Annotated in this window: 16 protein-coding genes and 1 pseudogene; 10 read left to right on the forward strand and 7 right to left on the reverse strand. The window is 70.2% G+C overall.

All coding sequences use genetic code 11. The features are described 5' to 3' along the window. Window positions 1-130: 130 nt before the first annotated feature. Window positions 131-751 carry a PEP-CTERM sorting domain-containing protein gene (locus tag JMV16_RS00365; RefSeq protein ID WP_201492173.1) on the forward strand — a complete coding sequence of 207 codons (621 nt, stop codon included), beginning with the start codon at window positions 131-133 and terminating at the stop codon, window positions 749-751. An 83-nt stretch (window positions 752-834) separates the two neighbouring features. Here the strand turns inward: JMV16_RS00365 and JMV16_RS00370 are convergent, their stop codons facing one another. Together JMV16_RS00370 and JMV16_RS00375 are read right to left on the reverse strand one after the other, a co-directional pair. Further along, the gene (locus JMV16_RS00370) at window positions 835-1137 is read right to left on the reverse strand and encodes a hypothetical protein (protein WP_201492174.1); all 303 of its coding nucleotides are present in this window, start codon (window positions 1135-1137) and stop codon (window positions 835-837) included. A 162-nt stretch (window positions 1138-1299) separates the two neighbouring features. After that, a complete protein-coding gene (locus tag JMV16_RS00375; RefSeq protein ID WP_201492175.1) occupies window positions 1300-1458 on the reverse strand; it encodes a DUF3309 family protein in 159 nt (52 codons plus the stop codon). 145 nt (window positions 1459-1603) lie between these two features. On the opposite strand from JMV16_RS00375, the pseudogene JMV16_RS24040 reads away from it, so the two are divergent. After that, window positions 1604-2236, forward strand: a pseudogene (locus tag JMV16_RS24040) (BON domain-containing protein); the annotation flags it as partial. 69 nt (window positions 2237-2305) lie between these two features. Here JMV16_RS24040 and JMV16_RS24045 read toward each other — a convergent pair. After that, a complete protein-coding gene (locus JMV16_RS24045) occupies window positions 2306-2461 on the reverse strand; it encodes a DUF3096 domain-containing protein (RefSeq protein ID WP_236580334.1) in 156 nt (51 codons plus the stop codon). Between the two features lie 270 nt (window positions 2462-2731). Between JMV16_RS24045 and JMV16_RS24470 the strand changes: the two genes are divergently transcribed. After that, window positions 2732-3058 carry a collagen-like protein gene (locus tag JMV16_RS24470; RefSeq protein WP_236580287.1) on the forward strand — a complete coding sequence of 109 codons (327 nt, stop codon included), beginning with the start codon at window positions 2732-2734 and terminating at the stop codon, window positions 3056-3058. Between the two features lie 73 nt (window positions 3059-3131). Further along, complete coding sequence (locus tag JMV16_RS00390) at window positions 3132-3746, forward strand: hypothetical protein (protein ID WP_201492177.1); 615 nt, start codon at window positions 3132-3134, stop codon at window positions 3744-3746. A 17-nt stretch (window positions 3747-3763) separates the two neighbouring features. Here the strand turns inward: JMV16_RS00390 and JMV16_RS00395 are convergent, their stop codons facing one another. After that, complete coding sequence (locus JMV16_RS00395) at window positions 3764-5809, reverse strand: AsmA family protein (protein ID WP_201492178.1); 2046 nt, start codon at window positions 5807-5809, stop codon at window positions 3764-3766. Window positions 5810-5929: 120 nt separating this feature from the next. On the opposite strand from JMV16_RS00395, the gene JMV16_RS00400 reads away from it, so the two are divergent. The 4 genes from JMV16_RS00400 to JMV16_RS00415 all read left to right on the forward strand — a co-directional run bounded on the left by JMV16_RS00400 (window position 5930) and on the right by JMV16_RS00415 (window position 7075). After that, window positions 5930-6304, forward strand: a complete 375-nt coding sequence (locus JMV16_RS00400) for a DUF1488 family protein (protein ID WP_201492179.1) — start codon at window positions 5930-5932, stop codon at window positions 6302-6304. A gap of 112 nt (window positions 6305-6416) precedes the next feature. After that, window positions 6417-6563 (forward strand): lmo0937 family membrane protein, encoded by a 147-nt coding sequence (locus JMV16_RS00405; RefSeq protein WP_201492180.1) that lies wholly within the window; start codon window positions 6417-6419, stop codon window positions 6561-6563. Between the two features lie 7 nt (window positions 6564-6570). Next, window positions 6571-6771, forward strand: a complete 201-nt coding sequence (locus tag JMV16_RS00410) for a heavy-metal-associated domain-containing protein (protein ID WP_201492181.1) — start codon at window positions 6571-6573, stop codon at window positions 6769-6771. A 133-nt stretch (window positions 6772-6904) separates the two neighbouring features. Further along, window positions 6905-7075: a hypothetical protein gene (locus JMV16_RS00415; RefSeq protein WP_201492182.1), complete on the forward strand. Its 171-nt coding sequence runs from the start codon at window positions 6905-6907 to the stop codon at window positions 7073-7075. 98 nt (window positions 7076-7173) lie between these two features. Here the strand turns inward: JMV16_RS00415 and JMV16_RS00420 are convergent, their stop codons facing one another. From JMV16_RS00420 to JMV16_RS00430, 3 genes are all read right to left on the reverse strand, one after another. Then, on the reverse strand, window positions 7174-7524 hold the full coding sequence (locus JMV16_RS00420; protein WP_201492183.1) for a hypothetical protein: 351 nt from the start codon (window positions 7522-7524) through the stop codon (window positions 7174-7176). 123 nt (window positions 7525-7647) lie between these two features. After that, the gene (locus JMV16_RS00425) at window positions 7648-8601 is read right to left on the reverse strand and encodes a transglutaminase domain-containing protein (RefSeq protein ID WP_201492184.1); all 954 of its coding nucleotides are present in this window, start codon (window positions 8599-8601) and stop codon (window positions 7648-7650) included. 137 nt (window positions 8602-8738) lie between these two features. Further along, entirely contained in the window at window positions 8739-9710 is a 972-nt protein-coding gene (locus JMV16_RS00430; protein WP_201492185.1) for a magnesium and cobalt transport protein CorA, read from the reverse strand. A gap of 277 nt (window positions 9711-9987) precedes the next feature. On the opposite strand from JMV16_RS00430, the gene JMV16_RS00435 reads away from it, so the two are divergent. Together JMV16_RS00435 and JMV16_RS00440 are read left to right on the forward strand one after the other, a co-directional pair. Then, window positions 9988-11670 (forward strand): type I secretion system permease/ATPase, encoded by a 1683-nt coding sequence (locus JMV16_RS00435; protein WP_201492186.1) that lies wholly within the window; start codon window positions 9988-9990, stop codon window positions 11668-11670. 28 nt (window positions 11671-11698) lie between these two features. Further along, window positions 11699-13060: an HlyD family type I secretion periplasmic adaptor subunit gene (locus tag JMV16_RS00440; RefSeq protein WP_201492187.1), complete on the forward strand. Its 1362-nt coding sequence runs from the start codon at window positions 11699-11701 to the stop codon at window positions 13058-13060. Window positions 13061-13109 lie beyond the last annotated feature (49 nt).

Here is a 13109-nt window from a genome sequence, read left to right on the forward strand (position 1 = left end):
CCGCCGTATGCCAGCGCACAGACCCTGGGGGAGCGGCGCCCTCAAATGCCGCTGTCGACGCATCGGCCGAACACCCAATCGGTGTGGCCGCCAGCCGACGCCGCCTTCCCACCCCCTTGAAAGCCCTCCGATGAAAAAGATCTCCCTGGCCTGCCTGATAGCCCTCGTTCCCCTGGCTTCGGGGGCCAACATCATCCCCACCGGCACCACCATCACGGGTGCGGGCCCGGGCCTCTACAGCTGGTCGTATGCGCTCACGCTGTCGGCTGACCAGGACGCGGTGGCCGGCCTGCCGCCGGTCAGCGAGACGGTGCCGCACGTCAACCTCAGCTTCGGCGCCTTCCTGACGATCTACGACTTCGCCGGTTATGTCGCCGGTAGCTGCAACGGCCCCGCCGGCTGGGAGTGCATGGTGCAGAACAGCGGCTTCACGCCCGATGACGTGCTGCCGAACGACAGCCCCGCCATCACCAACCTGACCTGGGTCTACACCAGCGGCCCGACACTGACCGGTCAGCCGGTCGGCCTGGAGCTGGGTGCCTTCAGCGCGCAGTCGATCTACAACCAGATCACCTCGGTCAGCTACACGGCGCGCGGGCTCAAGAACAATGGCAGCTCGGTCGGGACGATCGCCGACAACGTGGGCAATACACGCGGCCCCACCAGCGGCGTGCCCGAGCCGGAGTCGCTGGCCCTGGCCGGCCTGGCGCTGGCCCTGTTGAGCGGCGTGCGGACCGGCAATAAGCGCTGAAGCCGTGAGGCCGGCGCAGGCCGGCTGTCAAACCAGACGGGGCCCGGATTACCGGGCCCCGTTGACCGTTCGGCCCGCGGCCATCAGGAGGCGATCAGCTGCTCGACGGCTGCGGCGGCCGGGCCGCGGCGCTGCGGCGGATGCAGATGGTCGACCATGGCCTGGCGGCTGACGCGCAGGAAGGCGAACTGGGCGCTGAGGCGGTGGCCCGAGCGGGCGCTGCTGAGGAAGTTGAGGCCCAGCGCCGGCGCGGCGCCGTGCAACTCGTCGCCGACGACGGCCATGGCGCCGTTGGCGACGCGGGCCAGGTGGTGCTTGCCATAGCCGTCGCGCAGGCCCAGCCAGTGGGCGGTGGGATCGATGTCGAGGACGAGGTAGTGGCACATGGGATCTCGAGTCTTGGAGGCTGGCCCTGGCGGGGCGGCGAAGGACAGAAAGTCCGTGCCGGGGGCCTGGCGCAGACTAGGCCAGTCCGGTGGCTGCGGTCTGTGCGCTACGGCACCGAACAGGCTCGCGGCCGGCCGGCGCGCTGGGCCCGGCCGTGGCGCTCAGATGCGCCCCATCAGCAGCAGCACCAGAACCACCGCCACCACCAGGCCCAGGCCGCCACTGGGCCCGTAGCCCCAGCCGCGGCTGTGCGGCCAGGTCGGCACGGCGCCCAGCAGCATCAGCACCAGCAGGATCAACAGAATCATTCCCAGGGACATGGCTTGCTCCTCGTTGTCATGGCCGATTGCCATGCGGGCCAGCGTAGACATCGGCCCGCCGGCATTCGGTGCGCTGGCGCACGGACCGGGCCCGGTGGCGGCGCCAAAGTGGCTGCTGCGACGGCTGCCGTCGGAGGAGCCCGCCATGAATGCCGACAGCCAGCTGCAGCAAGACGTACTCGGTGAACTCGGGCGCGAACCCGGCCTGGAGGTGGCGGACATCGGCGTCGAGGTGGACGGCGGCGTGGTCACCTTGCGGGGCCGGGTCGGCAGCCCGCAGCAGCGCTGGAACGCCGAGGGCGCGGCGCTGCGCGTGGTGGGCATGGTGGCGCTGGTGATCAACATCCGGGTGCTGCGGCCGCCGGCGCTGCCACGCGCCGACGCCGACATTGCACTGGCGGCGGCCAGGCTGCTGCAGTGGCTGGCGCGCCTGTCACCCGATGACGTGAGCGTGCGCGTCCACAGCGGCTGGGTCACGCTGCTGGGGGAACTCGAATGGAACTACCAGCGCCAGGCGGCGGCCGAGGCCGTGCGGAACGTGCGGGGCGTGGCCGGCGTCCACAACCGCATCGCGCTGCGACCGCGGCTGAGCCCGGCGTCGGTCAGGGTCGACATCGAGGCCGCGCTCACGCGCCAGGTCGCGCTTTCCGTACACCGGCTCAGGGTGTGCATCGACGGCGGCGACATCACGCTCGGGGGCCGGATGGCCAGCGCGGGCGAGCATGAGCAGGCACTGGCGGCGGCCCGGGCCATGCCCGGCGTGCGGCGGGTGCTGGATCACCTCGTCGTACCCAACCCCGCCGGTGTGGCCGGCCTGCAGCGGATTGCAGGGCCTGGCCGCGCTGCCCTACCGCATGTGCAAGCCGCCAACGCCGAACAGGCCGACGAGGCCGATCACGATCAGGTAGATGGCCACGATGAAATTCAGCAGCCTGGGCATCGCGAGGATGAGGATGCCGGCCAGCAGCGAGATCAGGGGTGTCAACGCGAGGTTCAGGTTCATGGGGTGTCCCGGTGGATGCTGGGGGGGGCCCGCGCCTGGGGCCGCAGCAAGCATGCGGGGCGCGGGGCCGGCTTGCCATAGGCCGTGGTCGCGGGCGGCCGTAGGCGCAGTCCCACCACCGGCGCCGCGTGGCTGCGCCGGCGCCGGCGCTGTGTCGGCTGGCGCACAGAAAGCGGGCGCCAGCCGACCTATGGTGCGCGGGCATCGAGGGGTCACATGGCATCGCCGGATCCCGTTCGCTGCACCTGTCCGATTCGAGAGGAAAGCCAGATGAATCCGCTGATCATGTTGCTCGCTGTCAGTTCACTTGCCCTGGGGCTGGGAGGCTGCGAACGGGCCACCGTCGTGACCGTGCCGGTGCCCGGGCCGCCCGGTCCGCAGGGCGCGGCCGGCAACCAGGGCAATCAGGGCAACGATGGCAACGCTGGCGCCAAGGGCAGCACCGGCATGACCGGCATGACCGGCATGACCGGCATGACGGGCAGCACCGGCGATACCGGCAACACCGGCAATACGGGGGATACCGGCGCCACCGGCGCGGCGGGCGAAGGCACGACGGTGATCGTCAATCCACCGGCGGCGTCGGCACCCCACTGAGCGTGTTCCGGCCCTCCCAACCTCCTGCCGCTCGGCCCGACGAGGGTTGAGCTGTGCTTGAAAGCCGCCTGCCATGCAAACCTATCGGCACCACATCCTGGGCCTCTACGACAGCTGGAACGCCGCCGAGGCCACGCGCGATGCCTTGCGGCGCTGCGGCCTGCCGGCTGTCAATCTGCGCCTGCTGAAACCCGACCGGCGCCTCATGGCCATGGCCGGTCCACAGGAGGCCAGCGACACGGCCCTGCTTGCCGGCGGCGCCGGCGCGGCGAACGGCGTGAGCATCGAGCAGGCCCTCGCCGGCGTGAGCCTCTTCGTCGCCAGCCCGGTGCTGGGCGCCCTCATGGCCCAGGGCTGGCAAGCCAGCCTGGGCCGGCTGGTGGGCGTGCTGGCAGCCGGCACGGACGACGCCGATGCGGCCGACGAGGCCCCGCCGGCCAGGGGCGCTTCGGCCGACACGGCCGTGCTCGTGGTGCAGGCCGACGACGAGCGACAGGCCGTGCTGGCGCGCCAGATCGTCGCCACCTCGATGGGCGGCTCCAATCTGTCGACCTTGCGCGACGACCGCGCCGAGACCCGCACCGGCACGCCGATACCGCAGGAACTGGCCGGCGCCGACCCGGTGCTGCGCTCGCTGCTGAACCGGCGCCACGGGCCCGAGCGGCGCGCCGCGACACCGTTCGATTGACCGCAGCGCTCCGGCCACTAGGGGCGGCGTGCTTCGGCCCTGGGCGGGGCCGGCGCCGGGTGCGGCCGGTCGCAACCGCCGGCCACGCCCGGCCCGGTCTCGATCAGCGGCAGCAGTGCCAGCAGCGGATTCAGCAGGCCCAGCGCCAATGCGCCCAGGCCGCGTGCCGCGATGCGGCCACGGTCCACGTCCAGCACCGGGCTGGCAAAGCTGCCGCCAATGCGGATCGGGCTGCGCAGCGCCACGATGCTGGCGACCTTGGTGCGGGGTATGAGGGTGAGGTCGAACTGCTCGTGCGCGAGGTCGATCACGCCGCTGCCCACCAGGGTGTTGACCTCGGTGTCCAGCACCAGCGTGCGGACCTGCATCACGCCCTGCGCCACCTTGAATTCGGCCACCGCGCAGTGCAGCGCGATGGCCTGGTCGCCGCTGAGGTTCAGGCGCAGGATTTCGAGCAGGTGCAGGCCGGTCTGCTCCATCAGCAGGCGGCTGATCTGGCCGCTGTGCGCCGCCAGGCGCAGATGGCCGCTGGAGCTGGCCAGCAGGGCCGCCACCGTTGCCCCTTGCCCTTGCAGTTCGAGGTCGCCGTCGACCCGGCCCAGGGCGTCCAGGCGGCGGTCGGCGGTGGGCAGCAGGCGGCCCGGCTGCAGCCCGTTCAGCCTGGCCGCCAGCCGGCCGCGCAGCGGTGGCTGGCGCGCGTCCAGGCCCAGGCTGGCCTGCACCCGCCCGCCGGCAATGTCGAAGTGCAGCGGGTCCAGCCGCAACTGGCGGCCCTGCAACTGCAAGCGCAGATCCAGCGCGGCAACGGGCAAGGCGTGCTCGCGCACCAGGTCATCGGCGTGGACCTGGACGTCGGCATCCATTTGGGCCCAGGCCGTGGTGTTCAATTCGGCATCGGGCAGCACGCGCCCTGGGGTTGCCGTGCCGGTGCCCACCGCCGGGCCGAGGTCGGCCAGTTCGAGCCGGCGCGAACGCAAGCTGCCTGTGAGCAGCGGCCTTGACCCGCCGCCGTCGACCTGCAGCGTGCCGGCGATGTCGCTGCGGCCGATCTGGCCGGCAAAGCCTTCATAGCGCCAGCGGCTGCCGCCGTGCAGCAGGCGGCCGCTGCTGCGGTAGGCCGGCGTGGGCGGCAGGGCGACGCCGATCAGCGGCTGGAGGGTGGCCAGGCTGTCGCCGCTCAGGCTCAGTTGCAGATCGACGGCGCTGAGCGCGAACAGCCCGGTCACGCTGCCGGCGGCCTGCACCCGGGTGCGGCCCAGCGTGGCCTGCAACTGCAGCGGGTAGGGCACGGTGGTGTCGCGCCAGGCGAGCACGGCGCCGCCGCTGCCGCTGGCCGACAAGGCTTGGCCGTGGAACTGGCCCTCGGCCTTGAACACGAGCGTGCCGGCTTCGGCCATGGCCTCGGCATTCGGGGCGCTCACGGTCGAGAGGTCCAGCACGACGGCGGTCTGGCGCGCCGGCTCGAGGTAGTGGATGCGGGCCTGGTCGAGCAGCAGGCGGGCTATGGGGATGCGCACCGATTCGTCGCTCTGCAGGCGGTCGAGCAACCAGTTCTTGCGGCCGTCGGCAGCGTGTTCCAGGAACAGTTGCGGGCGCAGCAGGCTCACGCCGGGAAAGGCCAGCCGGCCCTGCAGCAACTGGCGCAGGTCGATGCTGATGTCGGCTGCCTCGGCCACCAGCATCTGCGGCGTGGCGGCCCAGGGCGGGTTGGCAAAGCTCAGCGCCTGCAGGCGCACGCGCGGCAGCGACCAGGCCCACACCAGGTCCAGGTCGCCGGCGATGGTCAGCACCCGGCCGCTGCGTTGCAGGGCCCAGTCCTGCAGCGGCGCGCGGGCCCAGTTCCAGCCGAAGGCGAGGCTCCACAGCAGCAACAGCAAGGGCGGTAGCAACAGCAGCCCGGCCAGCGCGGCGGCCAGCCTCCACAGGGCAGGGCTGGACTTGGCGAGTGTGGCGATGGATCGGATGCAGGCGGTGTAGCCCCGGGGAGGGTAGCGCGTCTGTGCGCCATGCCACCCTGGCCCGTCGATGGCCAGCATGGACGTGGCGGGAGCCTGGGCTTCCACGGTGTCCTAGCCCTTCTGTACGCCGGCGCACAGACGGCCGTCGCCCCAGCAGAGAAGCTGCCAAGTCGCCCGCACAGCCCGTGCCGGCAGGGGTAGCCAGAGGCCACGATGAGCGCAAGAGTGCAGGGCAATACCGATGCAGGCCAGGACGCCCGGGCGCCTGCCCTTGGGGGCGGCCAGGCAGGCGCTGAGGCGGGCCAGGAGGCCGCCACCCCATCCGACGCGGCTGTGCTGCCGCCGCCGGCCTTCGATGCCGTGGCCGATGCCGTGAGGTTCCGCGTGCAGTTGCCGGATGGCCTCAGCGTGGGCGCCCGCATCTCCAGGCTGGTGTTGCACTACCGCTTCAAGGGCCAGGCCGACGGCAGCGATGCGGTCGCTGTCTTTCAGGCAAACCGCCATGAAATCGACGCCGCCGTCGTGCGGCGCGTTGTTGCCGGATCGTGGGATCCCGTGATGCTGCGCGAGCATGACCTGCCCGCGCCGCCCCGGGCTTGATGGCGCCGGGCGCGTGGTGGGCGGCGGCGGCCGATGTTGGACAGCGCACCGACAGCCCGCAGGTCCGCGCCTAAAACGGCGCATCCGTCACCGACCCCCGAAAGGAGCCTCCATGCTCGAGACCCTCGCCATCATCCTGCTCGTCCTCTGGCTCCTGGGCCTGGTCACTTCAACCACGCTGGGGGGCTTGATCCATGTGCTGCTGGTCATTGCCGTCGTCGTGGTGTTGTTCCGCGTGATCGGCGGGCGCCGCGTCTGACGGCACCATGATTGCCTTCCTGGTCAGCGACATGACAAGCAGCCGTTGCGCCAACGCCGTCAGCAGGGCCTTGATGGCGGTGGACCGGACGGCGCAGGTGCGGGTGGACCTGGCCACCTTCACGGTCGAGATCGAGGCCGGCAGGGCCAGCGCCCGCCAACTCGGCGACGCGATCAGGCGCGCCGGCTATTCGCCGGTGGCGGCCTGAGCGGTCTGTCCTGGCTGTCGCCTGCGACGGTGCGCAGGCCGCTGATACTTCGGCATTCCAAAGGCCAGACGGCCGTGGCAGCACGGGCTGCAGCCGTCAGCCGACCCGTCAACCCTCATGCAGGAACTCCAACATGGCCCTGAGGCCCACATCACGCCGCCCGGTCGGCAAGCAGGCGGTGCCGCCCCGCCGCAAGGCGAGGGCACCGACGCCGACGACGCCGACGCCGCCAGAAAAGCCGGCCGACACCTCGGCGGCCGAGGCCCAAGCCCAGGCCGCAGCGCAACCCGCCGCGCTGGCCTAGCCGCACGGCGACAGCCTGCCCTTCGTGCGGCGGCCATCGCGGGCGGCCTGAGCGGCAGGCCGCCCGGCCCCTGGCGGGCCCAGCCGCAACGCCCGGGCTCAGCGACCGCGGCCGCGGCCGCCGTCGTCACGGCCGCGGTTGCCGTCACCGCGGTCGCGCCCCTCGCCACGCTCCCGGTACCGGATCTCGCGCGGGTAGTGGCTGCGTGGCAGATCCACCCAGGGCCCATTGCGCGATTGCCCATAGCGCCAGCGGTCGCGGTCGTAGAAATAGGTGTAGCCGCCCTGGTGGTAGTAGGGATCGCTGCCCAGTTCGACCACCAGGGGCAGCGCGGGCACGGCAATGCCGATGCCGATGGTCGCGCCCGGGCCGTGGCGGTCGGGCACCACGACGCAGGCGCTGAGCAGCCATGCGGCAAGGGGTAGCAAGGCAAGGCCTGACTTGTTCATGAGCTTCCTTCGCTGCCGGCCGCGGGCGGGCCGGTGGGGCCCAGCATGAGCGCTGGCGCGGGCGAGATCGGTTCGATGACGAACATAGGGCACTGCGCCCTGCCGGGCGGCGCCCAGGCCGGGCTATTTGGTCTTGTCCGGTGCGTCGGCGGAACTCGGGACCGGGCGCTCCAAGGCCGGCGCCGTCTTGGGCGCCGGGTCCACACGCGCGACGCGAACCTCGACGTCCATGCCCAGGTAGGCCGTCTTGTTGCCGTACCAGCTGCCCGATACCGGCGCGGCCTGTGCCGGATGGCGGGCGACGCCGACACGGATGTGCTGCGTGCCACCCAGCAGGTTGTTGGTGGGGTCGAAGGGCACCCAGCCCGCCCCCGGCAGATAGGCCTGCAGCCAGGCGTGGGTCGAACCCGATCCCACCATCGCAGGCCCCGCACCCTCGAGCGAGGCGTCGTACAGATAGCCCGAGACAAAGCGCGCCGCGATGCCCAGGCGGCGTATCGCTTCCATCATCAGCAGCGAGAAGTCGCGGCAGGTGCCGCTGCCCAGCGCCAGCGTGGCCAGGGGTTCCTGTGTGCCTTCCTCGTTCCTTGTTTCGTAGCGCAGCGTGTCGCCGATGTGCCGGTTCATGCGCACCAGGATGTCGCGCGTATCGCTCGCGCCCGTGCTGTGTACGAACTGGCGCGCCCAGGCGGTGAGCACGCCCTGGGGGTCTTCGTGGTGCGGCCTGAGGAAGGGCTCGAGATCGAGCCTGTCGTCGACGCCATAGACCAGCGGGAAGAGCCGCGCCGAGTCCGACACCGGCAACTCGAGGTTGTTGGTGTGGGCGTGCTCGATGCTGAAGGTGCTGATGATCTCCAGCCGCGCCGCGGGCGCCAGCGGCTGCACCAGGGCCACCGAATTGGAATTCGGATCCTGGATCAGGAGGATGGCGGCCGGTGGATCGGTGCGCAGGTCGGTTGCCAGCACATGCAGGTCGTGGCTGTCGCGCGGGCGGAACAGCACGCGGTGTTCGCCGAAGCGCACCGGTTCGCTGTAGCGGTAGACCGTGCGGTGGGTTATTTCGTAGAGGACGGACATGATCTTTCTGCAGCTGCGGGTAGCCGGGGCCGCGAAGCCTCAATCTCGCACCGCCAGCAAGGGGAGTATGGGCGGCCCCGCACGCAAGTGTCGGACCCGGATGCCGCGATTCATTGCAATCCAGGCTCCAACCCGGGCTATACCCATCCGGCCTTGCGCAGGCGACGGTAGACGAGGACGCAACCCAGCACGGTGAGGGCCACGGCCGAGGGATAGCCGGCCTTCCATTTCAGCTCCGGCATCCATTCGAAGTTCATACCATAGAGGCTGAAGATGACGGTGGGTATGGCCAGGATCGCGCCCCAGCCGGCCAGGCGCTTGACGACCTCGTTCTGGTTGTTGGCCACCAGCGCCAGGTTCACCTGCATGGCGGTGGTCAGCATGTCACGCATGCCGTCGATCAGACCCACCAGGCGCGAGACGTGGTCCTGGATGTCCCGGAAGTAGGCGCGCAGTTCCTTCGGGATCAGGTCTTCGTGCAAGCGCATCAGTTCGGAGCTGATCTCCGCCAGGGGCAGGGCGGCATTGCGCAACTCGAGCAGATGGCGCTTCAGCGTGTACAGCCGCTCGATCACGAGCCGGTCGAACTGGTCATTGAAGATGTCGGCCTCGATGGCATCGAAGTCCTTCTCGAACTGGGCCACGACGGGCTGGTAGTTGTCGGCCACGAAATCCAGCACCGCGTAGAGGGCGAAGCCCGGCCCCTTGGGCAGGCCCTTCGTGCCTTCGTCGCCGCGCTGCAGCACATGCTCGTAGCTTGACGAGGCGCCGTGGCGAACCGACACCAGGAAGTTCGGGCCGACGAAGAGATGGGTCTCGCCATAGACCGCCTGGCCCTTGTCCAGCTGCACGGTCTTCAGCACGATGAAGAGCGAGTTGCTGTAGGCCTCGATCTTGGGCCGCTGGTGGGCGTGGTGGGCGTCCTCGATGGCCAGTTCATGGAGGCCGAACGCTTGCTGGATCCGGCGCAACTGCACTTCGTCCGGCTCGTGCAAGCCCAGCCAGACGAAGGTGCCGGCCTGCTGGATGAACGCGCCGATCTCGTCGACGGCCATGTCGTCCAGGCGCTGCCCGTCCCGGTAGGCCACGCTGTTCACGATGGATGTCATCGCCTTGGCCTCTTCGTCAAGTCCTGCGCTCCCCCCCTCGACCGGAGCTGCAATTGGGTCACCAAGGGCCCTCGCGGTCGGTGCGATGGCGAACGGTGCGGCTTCCTGGCGGGCGCACCCTCGGCGAGGGTCGGCATACCGGGGCCGCTGAAGCGGGCGCCAGCCATCGACCGCGCGATGCACACCCCCATGCGGGCCAGCGCACAGAACCTGCCGAATGCCAGGAATAGGCTGTGCCGCGTGGGGTCAGTGCCGCCCTTCCTCAAAGGGGTGTGCCGTGAAACTGCTCTTGGCCGAATTGAAGCCGCTGCTGGCCCACCAGGCCGCGTTCTCCTTCGTCATCAATCTATTGTTCCTGGTCCCGGCGATCTTCACCCTGCAGGTGTTTGATCGCGTCATTCCCAGCAACAGCGTCGAGACGCTTGCCGTGCTGCTGATGGGCGTGGGCATCGCGCTCGCGATCCTGCTGATGCTGGACTATGCGCGGCTGCGGCTGCAGCACCTGACCGGCAACCTCATCGACGAACGGCTGTCACCGCCCGTCATCCACACCCTCGTCAAGGCCACCGCGCTGGCGCCGCAGGCGGTCCGTGCCGATGCGGTTCGCGATGTCGGGTTGCTGCGCAACCTGTTTTCGGCCAACGGCGTCACCGCACTGTTCGATGCGCCCTGGGTCATCGTCTACGTCGGTGTCATCTGGCTGTTCCACCCGCTGCTGGGCATGGGCGCCGCCGCCTGCGTCGCCCTCATGCTGGTGCTCGCCTGGCTCAACGACAGGTTCAGCCGCGCCGCCCTCGACACCTTGCAGACCGAGGGGCTGCGGGCCTCGCGCTATGTGGAAGGCTCGTTGCGCAACGCCGAAGTGCTGCAAGCGATGGGCATGACGGAAAGGCTGCTCGGCCGTTGGCGCCAGCAGCAGGATGCCATCCTCGCCCTGCAGACGCGCGCCACGCGGACCAGCGTGGCCTTCATCGCCGTCACCAAGTTCGTGCGCCAGGCCATCCAGGTGCTGATGATGGCGCTGGGGGCCTACCTGGTGCTCACGCAGCGCGCCTCGGCCGGCGTGATGATCGCCACCACCATCCTGCTCGGCCGCGCGGTGCAGCCGGTGGAACAGCTGGTGGGCAGCTGGCGCACGCTGAGCGATGCGCGCGCCGCCTACCGGCGCCTGCTCGAGCTTTCGAAGTACTTCGACGCCGGATTGAAGCGCGTCGCCCTGCCACGCCCCGAAGGCCGGGTCACCGTCGACGCAGTCTCGTTCCGCCCGCCGCACGCCGACAAGATGCTGCTCGCCGGTGTTTCGCTGCAGTTGGAGCCCGGCGAGGCCCTCGCCATCATCGGCCCCAGCGCCGCCGGCAAGTCCACCCTGGTGCGGCTGATGACCGGGATCTGGCAGCCCAGCGCGGGCAAGGTGCGGCTGGACGGCGTGGATGTCGCCGACTGGCCGCGTGAGGCGCTCGGGCCCTGGATCGGCTATGTGCCGCAGGACGTGGAGCTTTTCGACGGCACCGTGGCCGAGAACATCGGCCGCCTGAACGAGCTGGATTCCGAAGCGGTGATCAAGGCCGCCAGGCGCGCCAACGCGCACGAGCTGATCGTGCAGCTGCCGCAGGGCTATGACACGCCGGTCGGCGACCAGGGCCTGCGCCTGTCGCCCGGCCAGCGCCAGCGCATTGCGCTGGCGCGGGCGATGTACGGCGACGTCCGCCTGCTGATCCTGGACGAACCCAATTCCAGCCTCGACTCGGAAGGCGAGATGGCGCTGGCGCGGGCGCTGAGCGACATCCGCGCCCAGGGCGTGACCTCGATCGTGGTCACGCACCGCCCGTCGTTGATCGCCCACGTCGACAAGATCCTCATCCTCGAAGCGGGGCGCGTGACGCGCTTCGGCCCGGCGGCCGAGGTGATGAAGGGCATGCAGAAGCTGGCCCAGGCCACGCTGCAGGCCCAGGCCGCCTGAACCGAACCCCCATGAGAAGGCTGCTGCCATGAAGCTTGTACGCATAGCCCCGGCCGCGGCCGACCTTGCCGCGCCCGGCCCCGCGAGCACGCATTGCAGCCGGCAGAACGCTGACCGCTTTGCACGCGCCGGCTGGTGGCTGATCCTGGCCGCCGTGCTGCCCATCGGTCTGTGGCTGGCCTTCGCGGCGCTCTCGATGGCGGTGGTGGCGCAGGCCTTCGTGAAGGTCGACCTCAACCGCCGTCCGGTGCAGCACCTCGAGGGCGGCATTGTCAGCGCGGTGCTGGTGCGCGACGGCCAGACCGTGAAGGCGGGCGATCCCATTCTGGTGCTGGGCGACGTGGGTGTCGAGGCCGACCGCAACCGCATCGCCTACCGCGTCAGCACCGAACGGGCCGCCATCGCCCGCCTGGAAGCGGAAGAGAACCTGCGCGGCGCGCTGGTCTTTCCGGCCGACCTGCTGGCCGCGGCGCTGCAGGACGAGCGCATCAGGGAGGCCCTGGCCACCGAGACCCGCCTGTTCCGCACCCGCCGCGATGCACTGTCCAGCGAAGTGGCCCTGCTGCGGCAGCAGCGCGAACGGGTGAACCAGGAGATCGAGGCGCTCGTCGCGCAGATCGGCCACGCGCGCCAATCGACGGCGGCGCACGCGCTGGAACTCGAGGCGCATCGGCGCCTGCGCGACGAGGGCTTCATTTCCTCGACCAAGGTGGTTCAGCTCGAAGCGCTGCAATCCGACTACGCACTCAGGATGGAAGAGCATCGTTCGGAACTGGCCCGGGCCCAGCAACGTCAGCTCGACAATGATTTGAAGATCAAGTCGATCACCAATGCCTACGCCAAGGCGGCCAGCGACCAGATCAGGGCGACCGCCGCCCGCTTGACCGAAATCGAGCAGGAGCGGCGCAAATACGATGACGCCGCGCTGCGCCAGGTGGTGCGTGCGCCGACGGCCGGCACCGTCATCGATCTGCGCTTCACCTCGCCCGGCGCGGTGGTGCGTGCGGGCGAGCCGATTGCCGAGATCGTGCCCAGCGACGCCCGCCTGATGATCGAGGCGCAGGTGCGCCCCGAGGAAATCAACAACGTGCTGCGCGACCAGCCGGCGCGCATCCGCTTCACCGCGTTCAAGTTCCGCAACGCGGCCATCGTGACCGGCAAGGTCAGCTACATCTCGGCCGACCGCCTGATCGACAAGGCGAGCAACACGCCCTATTACAGCGTGATGATCGTCGCCGACCCGCATTCGGTCGCGGCGGCCGGCAGCGACTTGAGCCTGCAGGCGGGCATGCCGGCCGAGGTCTACATCGACGGCTCGACCCAGACGCCGCTGCAATACGTCACCGCGTCCATTACCTCCGCGGTGCGCCGGGCGGGAAGGCAGATGTGATGAAGCCCCTCCATTCGGCAAACGCCCTCAAGCGGCCGTGCAACTGCAT

This window comes from Rubrivivax sp. A210, from assembly GCF_904426505.1.
Lineage (GTDB): Bacteria > Pseudomonadota > Gammaproteobacteria > Burkholderiales > Burkholderiaceae_C > Rubrivivax.